Below are 17,036 nucleotides of genomic sequence, written 5' to 3' on the forward strand. Positions count from 1 at the left end.
CGTACTCGCTCCGGCTCACTCCTGCGAGGTCTGCTTCGGCGGCACCGCCGGCATTCCGAGGAACGGCAGGCGCAGCGCGCCGAACGCCTCCGGCGGGACCGCCGGCTCGCGCGGGGCGACCGCGTCGAGGGGCCGGTACGGCTCACCCTGCTCCGGGCGCGGGTCCGCGTCGCCCTTGTTCGGCCAGTACGACATCGCGCGCTCGGCCTGCGCGGTGATGGTCAGCGACGGGTTGACCCCGAGGTTCGCGGAGACCGCGGCGCCGTCGACGACGGAGATGCCGGGGTGGCCGTAGAGCCGGTGGTACGGGTCGATGACGCCGGTCTCGCGCGAGCCGCCGATGGGGCAGCCGCCGAGGAAGTGGGCGGTGAGCGGGGTGCCCATCAACTCGCCGACGTTGGAGCCCGGGAAGCCGTTGATCTCCGCGGCCAGCGCCGACGCGGCCTCCGAAGCCGCCTTGATCTGGAGGGGGTTGGGGGCGCCGTGGCCCTGGCGGGCGGTGAGCAGCCCCTTGCCGACGCCGTCCGGCTTCAGGTACGTCGTCAGGGAGTTGTCGAGCGACTGCATCACCAGACCGATGATGGTCCGCTCCGACCAGCGCCGGTTGGACAGGGAGCGCAGCACGAGCAGCGGGTGGCGGGCGGCGTTCGCCAGCCAGGCCGCGACGCGTGAACCGCCCTCGGTGAAGGGCACTTGGAGGATGGACAGACCGCCCATCGAGTTGGAGCCCTTGCCGTAGCGGACCGGTTCGATGTGGGTGTTCTCGTCGGGATGGACGGACGAGGTGATGGCGACGCCCTTGGTGAAGTCGGCCCGCGCCGTGCCGGTGGCCTTGCGGTAGCGGCGGAAGTCGGTCTGCGCGCCCACCAGGGCCTCGGAGTTGGTGCGGGTCAGCTCACCGAGCCGCTCGGAGAGGTACGGCAGCTGCCCGTTCGCCTTCATGCGGTGCAGCAGGGTCTGGGTGCCGTAGGTGCCGGCCGCGATGACGACACGGCGGGCGGTGACGGTCCGGCCCCGGCCCTTCTTCCGGTCGTCGGTGGGCAGGGTGGCCACCGCGTAGCCGCCGCGCGAGTCGTCCGTGACGGACACCACCGAGGTGAGCGGGTGGACGACCGCGCCGGCCTTCTCGGCCAGGTACAGGTAGTTCTCGTTGAGGGTGTTCTTCGCGCCGTGGCGGCAGCCCGTCATGCACTCGCCGCACTCGGTGCACGCCTTGCGGTCCGGGCCCGCCCCGCCGAAGTAGGGGTCGGCCACCGCCTCGCCGGGCCGGGCCTTCGCCGCTCCGTCCGCGTCCTCGCCGTCGCCGAAGAACACGCCGACCGGTGCCATGTGGAAGGTGTCGCCCACGCCCATGCGCTGCGCGGCGGCCTTCAGATGCACGTCCGACGGGGTCATCGTCGGGTTCAGCCGGACGCCGAGCATGCGCCGCGCCTGGTCGTAGTACGGCTCCAGTTCCTTCTGCCAGTCGGTGATGTCACGCCACTGCGGGTCGTCGAAGAAGGCCTTCGGGGGCACGTAGAGGGTGTTGGCGTAGTTGAGGGAGCCCCCGCCGACGCCCGCCCCGGCCAGGACCATGACATTGCCGAGCAGATGGATGCGCTGGATGCCGTACATGCCGAGCTTGGGCGCCCAGAGGTAGTTCTTCAGGTCCCAGGAGTTCTTCGGGAGGGTGTCGCGGGTGAAGCGGCGGCCGGCCTCCAGGACCCCGACCCGGTACCCCTTCTCGGTCAGGCGCAGGGCGGTGACGGAGCCGCCGAAGCCCGACCCCACGACGACCACGTCGTAGTCGTACCGGTCGTCCTGTTCCTGCGCTGCCTGGGGCTGGACGGAGTTCTCCTGCGACACGTGCTCTCCTCGTCGAGAACGGGGTGCGGGCGGGCTGACCTTCCGGGGCTCGCGGGGCCTGTCGCCGGACAGGCCCCGCAGCAGGGCCCCGCACGTGACCTACCGGAAGCGGAAGGCCTTCATCACCTTCAGGCTGCGGCTCATGAACTCCGCGTACTTCTCGTCGTCCATGCCGAGCGACGGGGCCATCGGCAGCAGCCGCTGCTGGGCGACCGTCTGGGCCTCCGTGTACTTGAGGATGCCCTCGGAGCCGTGACGGCGGCCGAGACCGGAGTCCTTCATGCCGCCCATCGGGGACTGCACGCTGCCGTAGGCGGGCGCGTAGCCCTCGTTGACGTTGACGGTCCCGGTGCGCAGCCGGGCCGCGACCGCCTGCCCGCGCCCGCCGTTCTTCGTCCACACCGACGAATTGAGTCCGTACGGCGTCGAGTTGGCGTGGTCGACGGCCTCGTCGTCGGTCGAGAAGCGGTAGATGGAGACGACCGGGCCGAAGGTCTCCTCGGTGCACACGGACATCGGGGCCTCGACGCCGTCGAGGATGGTGGGCTCGAAGAAGTACGGGCCGACGTCGGGGCGCGCCACCCCGCCGGCGAGGACCTTGGCGCCCTTGGCGACGGCCTCCTCGACATGCCGCTTGACGGTCTCCAGCTGGCGCTCGCCGACCAGCGAGCCCATGTCGGCGCCGTAGGCGAGGCTGGTGCCGAGGCGCAGCGCCTTGGTGCGCTCGGTGAAGCGCGCGAGGAAGGCGTCCGCGATCGACTCGTGGACGTAGAGCCGCTCGATGGAGATGCAGAGCTGGCCGGCGGAGGAGAAGCAGGCGCGGACGGCGCCGGCGGCGGCCTTGTCGATGTCGGCGTCGTCGAGGACGAGCATGGCGTTCTTGCCGCCGAGTTCGAGGGAGACGCCGACCAGGCGGGCCGCGGCGCCCTGGGCGACCTCGCGGCCGGTGCGGGTCGAGCCGGTGAAGGACACGTAGTCGGCGTGGCGGACGACCTCGGGGCCGACGACCGGGCCGTCGCCGAGCACGACCTGGAAGACCTCGGCGGGCAGCCCGGCCTCGATCAGCAGGTCACGGGCCCACAGGGCGGTCAGGCAGGTCTCCGTGTCCGGCTTCATCACGACGGCGTTGCCCGCGACGAAGGCGGGCAGCGCGTCGCCCACCGACAGTTCGAGCGGGTAGTTCCACGGCGCGATCTGCCCGACGACACCGCGCGGGTGGCGCAGCTCGGTGACCTTGGTCAGGGTCGGCATGGCGCCGGCGTGCCGCTTGGGCTTCAGGTAGGAGGGGGCCTTGCGGCCGTAGTGGCGGGCGGCGACAGCGACCGCCTGCACCTCCTCGTGGGCGTGCAGACGGGCCTTGCCGGTCTCCAGCTGTATCAGGTCGAGCACCTCGGCCTGGCGGGCCAGCACCAGGTCGTGGAAGCGCAGCAGCACGGCGGCGCGCTGCCGTACGGGCACCTGCGCCCACAGCTGCTGGGCCGCGCGGGCCGCCTTGAACGCCTTCTCGACGTCCTCGGGGGTCGACTCGGGCAGGTCGGCGAGCTTCTCCCCGGTGAACGGGGTGTGGTTGGCGGTGCGGCCGGACCCGACGACGCCCTTGGTGAGCTGGGCGACCAGCTCGGGCGTGACCACGTCGGCCGCGGTGCGGGCGCGCGCCGGTGCGGGGGCGAGCGGGTTGGTGCCGGTCTGCTCGGGGGTGCCGACGCCGGTCGTCTCCGGGGCCTGATCTGTGGCCTGCGAGTCCGTCATGGCCGCAGGGTATGCCCGTCCGGAGCCTTTGGGTACCCGTCGGTAACGCGACTTCACCGAGTGCTCACACGGCGCCAGTGACCACTGGCAACAAACCCGCTGATCAGCGCGTTGTCGACGATCGCCCGAACTTCTACGGCGTCCACCGTCCGAAGCGGAACGCCGACCCGTCCCGTCCGACCTCCACCACCCCGCTTCCGCCGAAGTGGGCGGGGATCAGCAGCTCCCGCTCGTCGGCCGCCCGCCCGAGCACCCGGCGGCGGGTGTCCGCCGCCTGCTCCGGTGCCAGACAGAAGCAGCTGTTGCACTCCGGACGGAGGATCTGCACCGGACTGTGCAACAGATCTCCGGCGAACACCGCGCGCTCGCCGCCCGAGGCGAGCCGCAGCACGGACGAGCCGGGCGTGTGGCCGGGCGCGGCCTCCAGGGTGAGGTGGTCGTCGATGCGGTACTCCCCCTCCCACAGCTCCACCTGCCCCGCGCGGTGCACCGGGGCGATGCTGTCCTCGTAGGTCAGCCGGTCGTCGGCGCGTGTGCCGCCGCCGTATCCGCCCTCGGGCCCGAAGTGGAAGTCGTCGGCGGCGGGCACGAGATAGCGGGCCCGGGGGAAGGTCGGCACCCACGCGCCGTCGACGTCGTGCGTGTTCCAGCCCACGTGATCCCCGTGCACGTGGGTGTTGACGACCACGTCGACGTCCGCGGGACGCACCCCGGCCCGCTCCAGGCGCTGGAGGAAGTCCCCTTCCCGGTGGTGGAAGAGGGGGTTGCCGGGCCGTTCGCGGCCGTTGCCCACCCCGGTGTCGACCAGGACGGTCCGGCCGCCGCTGCGCAGCACCCAGGTCTGGAGGGCCACCACGACACGGTCGCCGTCGGGGTCCCAGTGGTCGGGGACGAGCAGGTCCCGGTTCTCCTTCCAGAGGCCGGGTCCGGCGCCCGGGACGAGGACCGGGGCGGGGGCGTAGGGGGCGCTCCACTCGACGACCCTGAGGATCTCGACGTCGCCGAGCACGAATCGCTGTGCGCTGTCATCTGCCATGCCCACCACGCTAGAAGCGCGCCCCTGAGCTTTCCAATGCCCGAACGGCTCATCCGGATACGCTTGCGTCTCATGGACGTGGTGAGCGACGCGATCTCCACCGTGCGCACGGGACGGCCCTCCTCCCGCCGGCTGCGGGTGCGGGGCCGGTGGTGCGTACGGCTCTCCCCGTACGACGGCGCGGGGTTCCACGTCGTCCTCGGCGGGGGCTGCCTGCTGGTCCCGGAGGCGGGCGGCGAGCCCGTGCCGCTGGGCACCGGGGACGTGGTGCTGCTGCCGCACGGCGCCGGCCACTGGCTGTCGGACGGACCGGTCACGGCGGCGGAACTGGCGCGGGCCGTGGACTTCGAGGACGTACGGGGGCACGACGTACGGGACCACGGCGTACAGGAGCAGGACCTGCGGCACGGGCAGGACGTACGGCCGCGCGGCCCCTGCGTCGAGCTGCTGTGCGGCAAGTACCGCCTGGACCGGGGCCGGATGCATCCGCTGATGGCGGAGCTGCCCCAGGTCGTCCATCTGCCGAACCGGCTCGGCGCGCACCCCGAACTCCGGTCCGCCGTCGACCTGTTGGCCCGTGAGCTCGACGACCGGCGCCCGGGAGCCTGTCTGGCCCTGCCGGGCCTGCTCGACCTGCTGCTGATCTACATGGTGCGGGCGTGGCTGGACGAGGCGGAGAGCGGTGTCTGGCCCGGCGCGCTCGGCGACCCCGTGACGACGGCGGCCCTGCGCGCCCTGCACTCCGACCCGGCGGCGTCCTGGACCAACGACCGCCTCGCGCAGGCCGCGGGCGTCTCCCGGGCCACCCTGGCACGGCGGTTCGGCTCGCTGGTGGGCCGGCCGCCGATGGCCTATCTGACCTGGTGGCGGCTGACATTGGCCGCCACCCGGCTGCGGGACACGGACGCGCCGCTGGCAGCGGTCGCCCGGGAGACCGGCTACGCGGGCCCGTACGCCCTGTCGCACGCGTTCCGGCGGGAGTTCGGGGTCACGCCGGGCCGCTACCGGGAGGCGCTGCGGGCCGGGTGAGACGCCACCCGGCCCCGCCCCCGGTGCTCGGGCTCGGGCTCGGGCGTCGGCGTCGGCGTCGGCGTCGGCGTCTCAGAGCTTCTCGATGTCCAGGTTCGCGATCGCGGTCCTGGCGACCTCGCGGCCCCGCTCCGTGAAGTCGCTGCGGTCCGGGTAACCGACCGTCAGCTTGTAGAGGTCGCCCGACTTCGCGGTGTAGTAGAAGATCTGGACCTCGCGCGGCTGCGGGCTCTGGCTGTCGGTGCTGGTGTAGGTGACCGTGTTCCGGGCCGCCTTGCGCCCGTGGTAGTCGAGGCCGTCGACCGTCACCGTCTTCGGGCCCTTGGGCATGTTCAGGGTGTAGTCGCCGCTGCCCTTGAACGCCTCGTTGTCGTCGTACATCTGCGCCGCGGCGGAGTTCTTGATCTCGTTCGAGGTGTCCTCGGACTTCTTCGACAGGTGCAGATTGATCCAGATCGCGCCGCTGCTGTCGTAGTACGTCACCCAGTGCCTGTCCGTGTCGTCCTTGGCGGGCACCTGCTTGAGGTATCCCGCCGGGACCGCCAGTTTCACGCCGAGGCCGGGCTGCGCCCTGGTCTTCCAGCCGTCCGGCAGCGGGCCCGCGAACGGGTCGGCCAGCACCAGGTACGCCGTCACGGCGGCCGCGGCCACGACGGCGCCCACGCCCAGCCACACGGCGCGGCCGAACCGCCGCACCCGCCCGGCAGGTTCCTGGATGTGGTGCGCGGCCTGGGTCGGCGCCGGGGCGGGCGGATCGGCGGCCGCCTCCAGCAGCGTGCGCACGCGCGCCGCGTCCGGGCGGTGCGCCGGGTCCTTGTGGAGCAGTCCGTTGATGGCCTCGGCGAGCGGGCCGCCGGCGGACGCGGGCGGCGCGGGCACGGCGTTCAGGACCGACTGGAGGGTCGCCGGGGTGTTGCTGCGGCGGAACGGGGACACGCCCTCCGTCGCCGCGTACAGCACGACGCCCAGCGACCACAGGTCGCTCGCCGGGCCCGGCCGCTGGCCGAGCACCCGCTCCGGGGCGATGTACTCGGGCGAGCCGACGAAGCCGCCGGTGTCCGTCAGCCGGGTCTCGCCCTCGATCTGGGCGATCCCGAAGTCGGTGAGCACGACGCGGTCGTACCGGCCGAGCAGCACGTTGTCGGGTTTGACGTCGCGGTGCAGGACGCCCGCCGCGTGCGCCGCCTCCAGCGCGCCCAGCACCTCCAGGCCGACGCGGGCGGCCTCGCGCGCGCCGAGCGTGCCCTCCTGGAGGGCGTCGCCGAGGGTGCGGCCGCGCACCAGCTCCATGACGATCCACGGCCGGCCGTCGACCACGGCGACGTCGTGCACGTCGACCACCGCGGGATGGTCGAGACGGGCCGCGGCGCGGGCCTCGCGCCGCATCCGCTCGAAGGCGTTGGCCTGTTCACGCTCGGGAAGGTGGTCGGGGACGCGTGGTTCCTTCACCGCCACCTCGCGGTCCACGGTCTCGTCCTGGGCCCGCCAGACCGTGCCCATCCCGCCGTGGCCCAGCTTGGCGAGCAGCCGGTAGCGGCCGGCGATCAGACGGCCGGCGCCGGGTTCCCCCGCGGGGTGCGGCGCCTCGGCCCGCGGCGCGGGCGACGGTACGGCGGCGGGCACGGGTGCGGTGGCGGGCACGGGTGCGGTGGCCGGCGCCTGCGCTGGTGCGGTTGCCGGCGCCTGCGCTGGTGTCGGCAGGTGCGCGGGCGCGGGTGCGGGCACGGCCGCCGCCGGGTCGGGCGGTTGCAGAACAAAACTGGTCGGCTCGTCCGAGCCGTATGGGACTCCCCCGTCACTGCTCATGGACCCATTCGTATCGCGGCACCCGCCACCGCAGCCACCGCCGTCGCCCACCAGTCACAGACCCGTGACCTCAGCCCGGTGTACGGGGCCCCGGGCGCGGGACCCGGCGGCCGCGTCAGCTCCGCGCGAAGGTGTCCAGGGCCACGTCGAAGTACTCCTTCGCCTCCCGCACCTTGCCGACCGGGGCCGACACCCACACGTCGTACATCCGCCCGGCCTCCTCCCAGCAGAGGTCGTAGGTGTGCCGGGGGCCCTCCGCGGCGCTGAAGCCGTCCCAGGTGAACTCCCACAGCGCGGCGTCGTGCCCGTCGTGCGTGGTGGCGGTGACCTGCCCGTCGCGGTAGCCGGGGTTGTTGTCCGGGCCCGCGGCGGCGGAGCGGTTCATCACCGCGAGCGGGCCGCCGGACCCCGGGGCGGCGACCTTGACGCCGATCCGGAAGGTCTCCCCGGGCGACATGTAGAAGATCCGCACGCCCTGCGGATCGCGGGTGAAGTCCTCCGGCACGGCGAGCGAGAACCCCTCCGGGTCCCGCGCGAGACGGTAGCCGGACGGCGCGGTACGGGTCCCGGAGGTGCCCGGCGCCGAGGCCGCGCCGGTGACGGTCACGGTCGCCGTGGGCACGGCCGTCGTCGCCCCGCCGGACGAGGAGGGCGACCGGGACGCGGACCTGCCCGGGGCCTCGGTGGCGCCGGTGTGGGTCGAGGCCACGGGCCGCCCGCCCCCGCCGCCGCCCTGCATCAGCAGGGCCGCCGCCGACACCCCCGCCCCGGCCGTCGCGGCGACCAGCAGGGCCGCCACCAGCAGGCCCCGGGTGGAGTGCCGGGGCGCGAGGGCGGACGCCTCGGCGGTGGCGGAACCGGTGGCGGAACCGGAACCGGTGGCGGAAACAGAACCGGAGCCATGACCGGCCCCGGAGCCATGACCGGAAACGGCACCGTGCCCGACACCGATGCCATGCCCGACGCCGACGCCATGACCGACACCGGCACCAGCACCCTGGCCGAAACCGGAGCCCGCGCCCGAGCCGGGACCGGAGCCGGCCGCGGGGACCGCGTCGGCGGGTGCGGTCCCGCCCGGCCGGGGAGCGTCGCGCCGGGTCGGTGTGTAGCCGGACGCCCGCGTGGCGGGTGTGCGGCCGGTGTCCAGGAAGGCGCGCAGCAGCCGTTCCGCCTCCGCCACGCCGAGCCGCCGGTCGGGGTCCCGCTCCAGCAGCCCCCGCACCACCGGCAGCAGCGGCGCGGCCTGCGCGGGCGTACGGATCTCGTCGAACACGACCGCGTGCAGGATGCCGCCCAACGAGTCGCGGCGGAACGGCGATTCGCCGCTCAGGGCGGTGCACAGCAGCGCGCCGAGCGACCACAGGTCGGACTCGGGGCCGGTCCGGGCGCCCGACATCCGCTCCGGCGCGGTGTACTCGGGCGAGCCCACGAACGACCCGGTCTCGGTGAGCGTCGTGGCGCCCGCGACCTGCGCGATGCCGAAGTCGGTGAGGACCACCCGGCCGGTGCCGGAGTCGACGAGGACGTTCGCCGGTTTGATGTCGCGGTGCAGCACGCCCGCCGCGTGGGCGGTGCGCAGCGCGCCGAGCAGGTCGACGCCGATGCGTGCGACCTCCCGCGCGTCCAGCGGCCCATGGGCCGAGACGCGGTCGGCGAGCGAACCGCCGTCGATCAACTCCATGACGATGTACGGCCGTTCGTCCTGCTCGACGACGTCGTGCACGACGATGACATGCGGGTGCCGCAGCTGCGCGACCGCACGCGCCTCACGGAGGGTGCGGTCACGATGCCGCCGCGCCTCCGTGTCGGGGAGCGAGTCGTCCTGCGCTATCTCCTTCACCGCCACGCGCCGGCCCAGCAGTTGATCGGTGGCACGCCACACGATGCCCATGCCGCCGCGGCCGATGCGCTCCTCCAGCCGGTACCGCCCGGCGATCACCCGGACAGCGGCCCCCTCGGTCCCCATGCGCCCATCATGCCGCAGCCGCACCCCGCACCCGCGTCGCCGACCGGCCAAGTGGTCGGCCCCACACGGAGCTTCGCCGGGCGCGGCCGCGGTCAGCCGCCGTCGGGCCGCCAGCTCTGGAGCACGGTGCGGAACTCCTGGCTGGTGGTCGCCCAGTCCGCGGCCGGGGAGGAGATGTAGATCGCGTACTCCACGCCCTCCCGGGAGAAGTACGTCTCCTCGGTGGCCCGGCGCGGACCGGGGAGCGTTCCGCTGTTCGCCGTCGCGGTCCAGGTGTACTCCCACACCGAACCCGGCCGGTCCCGGTAGGTGTTGGCCTCCAGCTTCACCCGCTTGTAGTCCACCAGCCGCTGCAACTGCTGTTCCAGGTCCAGCTGGTGATCGTGACCGTTGTCGAAGTCGGAGGAGGGGTCGACGGCGACGCGGATGAAGTGCTCGCCGCCGTCGGGGCTGTAGTCGACCTGGTCGGCGTCGTAGACCTTGCGGGTCCACTGCTTGGAGGGCAGGGCGAGGCTGTAGCCGCGGGGGTCGTCGAAGCGGATCCACCCGCTGGGCAGGTTCGAGTCGGCACCGGCCGACGCGGAGGCCGACGGGTTGCCGCCGGGGCCGGCGTCGCCGCTCTGCGAGGCCGCGTTGCCGCTGCCCGCGTCGGCGCTGCCGTGCCACTTCTGGAGGGCCACCGCGGTGCCGCCGCCGATCAGCGCGGCGAGCACCACGACGAGGGCCAGGGTGCGCAGCCGGCGCCGTCCGACGGGCGCGCCCTGCACGCCGGGCGAGCCGCCCACCAGGGTCGCGCCGGGCGCCTGCGGGCCGGGGGCGGCGGTCCCGGACCGCGGGAGCGGGCGGGACGCCGAGTCGTAGGGTCCCGAGGGCGTGCGGTGGTGCCGGGTGTCGTAGGGCTGCGTGGGCACGAACGCCTGGGCCTCGCTGGGGCTGCGGCCCTCCGCGGCCTCGGCGAGCATCTGCTCGGTCTCCGCCGCGTCCGGCCGCTGGGCGGGGTCCTTGCGCAGCAGCGCGACGATGACGGGGCCGAGCGGTCCCGCGTACCGGAGCTCCCCGGCCTCCTCCTCCACCACCGCCTGCATGGTGGACAGCGGCGAGGTGCGCCGGAACGGGGACCTGCCCTCGACCGCCGTGTACAGCGTGGCGCCCAGCGCCCACAGGTCGGAGGCGGGGCCCGGGTCGTGGCCGCGGACCCGCTCGGGGGCGAGGTAGTCGACGGAGCCGACGACCTCACCGGTGCGGGTGATCGTGGAGTCGCCCTCGATCTGCGCGATGCCGAAGTCGGTGAGCAGGACCCGGCCGTCGTGGCCGAGCAGGACGTTGCCGGGCTTGACGTCGCGGTGCAGGACTCCGGCGGCGTGCGCGGCGCGCAGCGCGCGCAGCACCCACAGGCCGACCCGCGCGGCCTCGCGCGGCTCCAGCCGGGTCTCGTCCTTGACCGCGTCGGCCAGCGAGCGGCCCTCGATCAGTTCCATGACGATCCACGGGCGGCCGTCGTGCTCCAGCACGTCGTGCACCGTGACGACGGCGGAGTGGTTGACGCGCGCGGCGGCGCGCGCCTCGGCCCGGGTGCGCGCGAGCAGCACGGTCCGGTCGCTCTCGGACACGTAGAGCGCGGCCGTCAACTCCTTGATGGCGACGGTCCGGTGCAGCACCTCGTCGTGGGCGCGCCACACCCGGCCCATCCCGCCGCTGCCTATGGAGTCGGCCAGCCGGTAGCGGCCCGCGAGGAGCAGGCCCTGCATCTGATTCACGTTTCCCCGCAATGCTCTTGACAGGGCCAGCGTAGGGACACCCCTGCCGCCAGGGAACAAGCGGGGCGGCACGGAGACCGCACTGTGACGGTTGTCGCTTCCGGTGACACGAGGGAACCGCCCGGCCAACTGCGGGCTGCGTCGCGGCCGTCACTGCGGGTACGGAACGTGTCCGGTCGCGGCAGCGGCGGGCGGTGACGCGCCGGTCCGGCGGCGGTGTCCGAATTCCCTGACGTGCCGTCAGCCGGTGTACCGGTAGGTCGAGGAGGCCTGCTCGTACAGCTGGGTCACCTCGTCGCGCTGCGAGTCCGGGCCGCGCACCTGGAGCACGTGGTAGCGGCCGCCGATCAGGATCGCGAGATTGCGCACGAACAGGTCGTCCCCGTCGTCGTCGGTCCAGGTGAACTGGCCCTCGGCCATGGTCTGTCCGCCCACCGTGATGGTGCGCAGCCCGGTCGCCGTGGCCCAGCTGGAGTTCCGGTACGGCGCCAGCTCGGGCTCCTTGTCGCGCTGGTAGGTCATCGGGTCGCTGCCGTAGGTGGACGCGCTGTCCCGGCCCGCGACGACGATCAGCTCGAAGCCAGCGTGCGAGTAGACCACTTGGGCCTTGCCGTTCTTCGGCGTCCGGGTCCAGCCCTTGGCCACGGCGACCTCGAAACCGTCCGGGTCGTGACGCAGCGTGAACCCGGGGGCCACGTCGGAGTCGGCGGTCTGCGCCGAGGTCGAACCCGCCGACTGTGACGGACTGTTACCGGATCCGGACGTGCCGGTGGTCGGCGTGGCGCTGGGCGCGGCGCTGCTGTGGCCGGGTGCCGGGCTCTCCTGCCCGGCGGCTCCGGTGCGCTGCCCGCCCGCCGCGCCGTCCTCGCCGGCCTTCGGCATGAAGAGCATCGCGTACGCGACCGCGCCGGCCAGCAGCAGCAGGACCAGCAGCAGCAACGTACGGCCGAGGCGGCGCGGGGACCCGGCCGGACGCGCCGTGCGCTCCGGACGGACCGGGCGCTCCGGACGGACCGGGCGCTCCGGGCGGACCGGCCGGGCCGCGCGGTCCTCCTTCACCGCCCGCTTGTGCCGTCCGCGCGCACTGGTCGCGGGCAGCCCGGCGCGCCGCCTGCGCACCAGCTCGCCCCGGCGCCGGACGATGGGCAGCCTGCTGGGGTCCGCGGGCGGGGCGGCGACCACGTTGGCCCCGGCCTCGGGCTCGGGGGCGGACCGCACGAGCGAGCGCAGCCAGCCGCGCAGCTCCTCGAAGTCCAGCCGGTCGGTGGGGTCCTGGCGCAGCAGCGACTCCACCACCGGCCGCAGCGGCCCGCACTCCTCGGCGAACGCGGGCGGCTCGGCGCACACCAGCTGCACCAGCTCGGCCGTCGAGTCCTCCGGGTAGGGCGCGTGCCCCTGGACGGCGCGGAACAGCAGCGCGCCCAGCGCCCACAGGTCGGTGGCCGGGCCGATGGGCGCGGCCAGCTGCCAGTTCTCGTGCACGGGTCCGGCCTGCTCGGGCGCCCAGCGCTCGGTCACCGGTCCCACCACGGTCATCCGGGCCTGCCGGGCCCGCTCGGCGTCCAGCGCGGTCGCGGGCCCGCGGCGCGCCGGGGCACCGGCGGCCAGGTCGTCCCACCGGCCGGGCGGCACCGACGAGGGCAGCGCCGGGGCCGGTCCCGCGTCGCGCGACGCCGGCCCGACGGCCGGCGGCAGCGCCCCGGCGGGGCCGGACTGGCGCGGCGGGCGGCCGAGCGCGGGCTGCGCGCCGCCGGGCGGCAGCGCGGAGCGCTCCTGCGTGGTGCCGGGCGCCGGGGACGGCGGCACGGGGTTGGCCCCGAACCATCCGGAGGGCTTGCCGCGGACGCCGTAGGGGTCGGCGATCCGTCCCGGCGGCGCGCTCCCCTCGGCCGCGCGCTCCACGCCGTTGCCGCCCGCGTACGAGGCCGGACCCATGCCGTTGCCCGCCGCGTACGGCGGCTGAGCCCCGCCGTTGCCGTCCGGGTACGGCTGCCGGGCCATGCCGTCGCCGCCGCCCGGGGACTGCGGACGCGCGCTCCCGTAGCCCGTGTCGTACACGGGCCGGCCGCTCCCGCCCGTGTCGTACTCCGGCCGGCCGCTCCCGTGGCCCGCGTCGTAGGACTGACCGCTCCCGTGACCCGCGTCGTACGGCTGCGGCTGACCGCCCGCTCGACCCGTCTCGTAGTACGGCCGGCCGCCGCCAGAACCGCTCTCGTACGGCTGGCCGCCGCCATGACCGGTGTCGTACCGCTGCACCTCCGGCCCCTCGTCCAGGGGGTACGCCTGCTGCGCCGGGCCCTCGCCGAGGGGGAACGGTGGCCGTGGCGCGCCCTCGCCCGCCGGGAAGGGCGGCCGCTCCGGACCGCCGGACCGGCCCGCCGGGGTGCCCTCGGCCGGGGTGCGGGCGCCGGGCAGGGCCGCCCGCCCGTTCTGCTGGGCCTCCTGCACCCGGGCCGCGGCGCGGGCGCCCGCCCGGTACGCGGCGATCGCCCCGGCCCGCGCGGCCCTGATGTCGTCACCGGTCTCCAGCGCGCGCCGGTCCGGCGGCGCGGAGCCCGCGTCGGCTCCCGGCCCGTCGGGCTGCACCGGCGGCAGACCGCGGGCCTCCCGCGCCTGGATCGCGGCGCGCCGGGCCGCCTCGGGGTCCGCGGCGCCCGCCCCCTGGAGGCCGTACGCGGCGCCGGGACCGGACCGGTCCGCGGGGCCCGTTCCGCCGGGGTGGGTGCCCTCGGGCGCGTGGCCGCGGGGAACGGGCCCGGTGTCGCCGTCCTGGGCGGGGACCGGGTCGTACCCGCACAGCGCCTCCTCCGCCGCGCCGACTGCGAGGCCGGTGAGCATCACCCGGCCGTCGTCGCAGACGAGGACCGTGCGGGCGGTGATGTTGCGGTGCACCCAGCCGTGCGCGTGCAGCACGCGCAGCGCCATCAGGACGTCGGAGGCGACCTCGGCCGCCCGGTACGGCGTCAGCGGCTTCTCGGCGAGCAGCGCGGCCAGTGGCCGGGCGGCCACCAACTCGCTGACGACCCACAGCGAACCGCCCTCGGCGAACACGTCGAAGACCTGGTCCAGCCGGGGGTGGTCGGGGATGCGCGCGGCGGCCTGCGCGGCCTCCACGGCGCGCCGCACCGCCGGGTCGGTGGGCCGCCGGGTCGCCGTACGCGAGGACGACCGGCGCCGGGCGCCGCGCTCGCGCGCGGTGAACCCGTCGGGCAGGCCGTCCGCGTCGAGCACCTCGGCCTCGACGATCTCGGGCAACGGCACCTGGCGGACCAGGACTTCCTGGCCGCTGTAGGTGTCGAAGGCGCGGGTCTCGGTGAGTTCGTACTCGTCGGAGGGCGGCAGCGGCAGGCGGTAGCGGTCGGCGAGAACCCGGCCCGCATAGTCGTCCACGTTGCCTCCCCCGGCCGTCCGGTCGGTCAATTCCGTTCGCCCTGCGACCCGTTCCGCACACACATCTAAATGCGTACGGTCCGCAACCACTCACGATACGTGCCGGAGGCGACCTGCAATGCGAGGATGCCGGATGTCACGCACCGTACAGGGTCGTATGCCCCGCTTCGGTGTCGCTCGGGGGATTGGTTCAGGACGCGGGCTCGAAGGTGGCCGTCAGGGTCTTCCAGGTGTTCTTGCGCAGCGCGGTGTCCCAGTCGGCCGCCTTCGCCGAGTACATCAGCGCGTAGCCGAGGTGGTCGTTCACCACGAAACCGCGGTCGATGGTGCGGAACTTGGTCCCGTCGTCCACGGAGGTGAACTCCCAGTCGGCGGTGTTCCAGGAGCGGTAGTCCACCTTCTCTATGCGGATGCGGTGGTACTGCGAGCGCGTCATGTAGCGCTCCTGGTTCTTCCAGTCCGCGACCGGGTCGTCCTTCGGCGTGCTGGTCCAGGCGACGAGCAGCTTCTGCCCCCGGGGTCCGGTGAACCGCGCTCCGGCGGAGTCGGTCGTCGTGTACTTCCATCCGGCGGGCAGCCCGATGGAGAAGCCCTGGCTCCCGCGGTACGTCGACGTCGCCGCGCCCACGCCGGAGCCACTCGTGCCGGAGGAGTCGTCCGAGCCCGCGGCGTCGTCGGACGAGCCGCTGTCCTGCGAACCGGCCGAACTGCTGCCGTCCGCCTGGGTTCCGCTGTCGTCGTCACCGGCGGCGGAGGAGGCGTCGCCGCCCTTGGTGTCGTCGCCCTTCGCGCCCGACGTGGCGCCCGCCTTCGTGCTCGACTTCGCGCTCGCCGTGGACGTGCTGCGCGCACCGCTCTTGTCGTCCGTGCCCTTGGCGTCGCCGTCTCCGGAGAGCGTGACGGCCAGCACGACCGCGACGACGGCGAGCACCGCCACGAGCGCGATGATCACCAGCGTCCTGCGCGGCACCACATCGGTGATCGGCGCGCGCGGCGCGCTGCGCGGCGGCAGGTCCGGCAGGTCGTCGGGCGGCGACATCACGGGCCACCCGGAACTCCGCCCGCCGGCCGAGGCGTTGCCGCCCGCGCCGGTACCTGTGCCCGTTCCCGCGCCCGTAGCCGTGCCTGTGCCCTTGGCCGTGCCCACCGAGCCGCTCCGCGCGGAGGGCCTGCCCGCCGCACCGGCACCACTCGCCCCGGCACCGCTCGCGGCCGCCGCCCCGGAACCGTCCCGGGGCGCCGGGGCGGTCGCCGCCGGACCGCCCACCGAAGGCGCACCGGTACCGGGACCGGCCGCCGACGCCGAACCGGTGGCCGCGCCCGCCGAACCGGCGTCGCTCCCGGCGCTCTTGGCCCGCGAGGCGACCGACGTGGTGGCCGCTCCGGCCGCCACCGCGGCCTTGCGCACCGAACGCAGCGCCCCGCGCAGCTTCTCCGCCGCCTCCTCGCCGCGCTTGGTGCCCGGCGGATTCGAAGCCGCCTGCTCCGCGCGCCGGTCGGGCTGCGCGGGCAACGGCACCACCTTCGTGGCGTCGACCGGCTCCGGCTCCCGCGCGTGGAGCACGGCGTTGAGCATGGCGCGGGCACCGGTGTCGTCGAGCCGCTGGTCGGGGTCCTTGGTGAGCAGGCCGTAGATCACGTCCCTGAGCGGGCCCGCGTTCTTCGGCTCCTCCAGCGGCTCGGTCATCACCGCGGTGAGGGTGGCGATCGCCGAGCCCTTGTCGTACGGCGGGGCGCCCTCGACGGACGCGTACAGCAGGCCGCCGAGCGACCACAGGTCCGCCGCCGGGCCCGGCTTGTGGCCGCGGGCCCGCTCGGGGGAGATGTACGAGGGGGCGCCGACGAGCATCCCGGTGGAGGTGATGGACGGGTCGCCCTCCACCTGCGCGATGCCGAAGTCGGTGAGCACGACCCGGCCGTCCTCGGCGATCAGCACGTTGGACGGCTTCACGTCCCGGTGCAGGATGCCCTCGCGGTGCGCGGAGCGCAGCACGTCGAGGATGGCGAGGCCGACCTCCGCCGCGCGCCGCGGCTGGAGCAGACCGTCCTCACGGATGGCCTCGGCGAGGGACTTGCCCTCGACCAGCTCCATCACGATCCACGGCCGGTCGTCCTCGTCGACCACGTCGAACACCGTCACCGCGCTGTTGTTGCGGATCCGCGCGATCGCCTTGGCCTCGCGGAGCGTGCGCGTGATCAGGCGCCGCTTCTCGTCCTCGTCGATGTTCGTCGGGAACCGCAGCTCCTTGACCGCGACCGTCCGGCCCAGGGTCTCGTCCTCGGCACGCCACACCGTGCCCATGCCGCCGCGGCCGAGCACTGCTCCCAGCCGGTACCGCCCGGCGAGGAGACGTCCGCTCTTGTCCTGACGGGATGCCCCCGCCCGCTCCGCCTCCGACATGCGTCCCCTCATGCAACCCGCCCTGACAGAGCCTCCATTGTCCCTCACCCGACAAGT

At 74.5% G+C, this 17,036-nt stretch carries 9 protein-coding genes; 1 reads left to right on the plus strand and 8 read right to left on the minus strand.

Translation table 11 applies throughout. The features are described from left to right. Positions 1–15: 15 nt before the first annotated feature. The 3 genes from WN71_RS12660 to WN71_RS12670 form a co-directional block, all read right to left on the minus strand. Positions 16–1,845: a GMC family oxidoreductase gene (locus WN71_RS12660; RefSeq protein WP_046585760.1), complete on the minus strand. Its 1,830-nt coding sequence runs from the start codon at positions 1,843–1,845 to the stop codon at positions 16–18. Between the two features lie 99 nt (positions 1,846–1,944). After that, on the minus strand, positions 1,945–3,594 hold the full coding sequence (locus tag WN71_RS12665; protein WP_046585758.1) for a succinic semialdehyde dehydrogenase: 1,650 nt from the start codon (positions 3,592–3,594) through the stop codon (positions 1,945–1,947). A gap of 133 nt (positions 3,595–3,727) precedes the next feature. Continuing rightward, positions 3,728–4,630: an MBL fold metallo-hydrolase gene (locus WN71_RS12670; RefSeq protein WP_046585755.1), complete on the minus strand. Its 903-nt coding sequence runs from the start codon at positions 4,628–4,630 to the stop codon at positions 3,728–3,730. 72 nt (positions 4,631–4,702) lie between these two features. On the opposite strand from WN71_RS12670, the gene WN71_RS12675 reads away from it, so the two are divergent. Beyond that, positions 4,703–5,659, plus strand: coding sequence for an AraC family transcriptional regulator (locus WN71_RS12675; RefSeq protein ID WP_046585827.1), 957 nt, complete (start codon positions 4,703–4,705; stop codon positions 5,657–5,659). Positions 5,660–5,731: 72 nt separating this feature from the next. On the opposite strand, the gene WN71_RS12680 is transcribed toward WN71_RS12675, so the two are convergent. The 5 genes from WN71_RS12680 to WN71_RS12700 form a co-directional block, all read right to left on the minus strand. After that, the gene (locus WN71_RS12680) at positions 5,732–7,465 is read right to left on the minus strand and encodes a serine/threonine-protein kinase (RefSeq protein WP_079177827.1); all 1,734 of its coding nucleotides are present in this window, start codon (positions 7,463–7,465) and stop codon (positions 5,732–5,734) included. Between the two features lie 115 nt (positions 7,466–7,580). Then, on the minus strand, positions 7,581–9,431 hold the full coding sequence (locus tag WN71_RS12685) for a serine/threonine-protein kinase (RefSeq protein ID WP_046585751.1): 1,851 nt from the start codon (positions 9,429–9,431) through the stop codon (positions 7,581–7,583). A 92-nt stretch (positions 9,432–9,523) separates the two neighbouring features. Then, complete coding sequence (locus WN71_RS12690) at positions 9,524–11,179, minus strand: serine/threonine-protein kinase (protein WP_046585749.1); 1,656 nt, start codon at positions 11,177–11,179, stop codon at positions 9,524–9,526. Positions 11,180–11,428: 249 nt separating this feature from the next. Continuing rightward, a complete protein-coding gene (locus WN71_RS12695; protein ID WP_071369838.1) occupies positions 11,429–14,578 on the minus strand; it encodes a protein kinase in 3,150 nt (1,049 codons plus the stop codon). A gap of 190 nt (positions 14,579–14,768) precedes the next feature. Continuing rightward, a complete protein-coding gene (locus WN71_RS12700; RefSeq protein ID WP_046587027.1) occupies positions 14,769–16,979 on the minus strand; it encodes a serine/threonine-protein kinase in 2,211 nt (736 codons plus the stop codon). Between the last annotated feature and the right edge of the window lie 57 nt (positions 16,980–17,036).

The organism is Streptomyces mangrovisoli, from assembly GCF_000974985.2.
Taxonomy (GTDB): Bacteria; Actinomycetota; Actinomycetes; order Streptomycetales; family Streptomycetaceae; genus Streptomyces; species Streptomyces mangrovisoli.

Coding starts and splice junctions, on each gene's coding strand:
- WN71_RS12685 (WP_046585751.1), bottom strand. CDS start 9,431: ATGGGGACCGAGGGGGCCGCTGTCCGGGTGATCGCCGGGCGGTACCGG.
- WN71_RS12665 (WP_046585758.1), bottom strand. CDS start 3,594: ATGACGGACTCGCAGGCCACAGATCAGGCCCCGGAGACGACCGGCGTC.
- WN71_RS12700 (WP_046587027.1), bottom strand. CDS start 16,979: ATGTCGGAGGCGGAGCGGGCGGGGGCATCCCGTCAGGACAAGAGCGGA.
- WN71_RS12670 (WP_046585755.1), bottom strand. CDS start 4,630: ATGGCAGATGACAGCGCACAGCGATTCGTGCTCGGCGACGTCGAGATC.
- WN71_RS12675 (WP_046585827.1), top strand. CDS start 4,703: ATGGACGTGGTGAGCGACGCGATCTCCACCGTGCGCACGGGACGGCCC.
- WN71_RS12680 (WP_079177827.1), bottom strand. CDS start 7,465: ATGAGCAGTGACGGGGGAGTCCCATACGGCTCGGACGAGCCGACCAGT.
- WN71_RS12690 (WP_046585749.1), bottom strand. CDS start 11,179: ATGCAGGGCCTGCTCCTCGCGGGCCGCTACCGGCTGGCCGACTCCATA.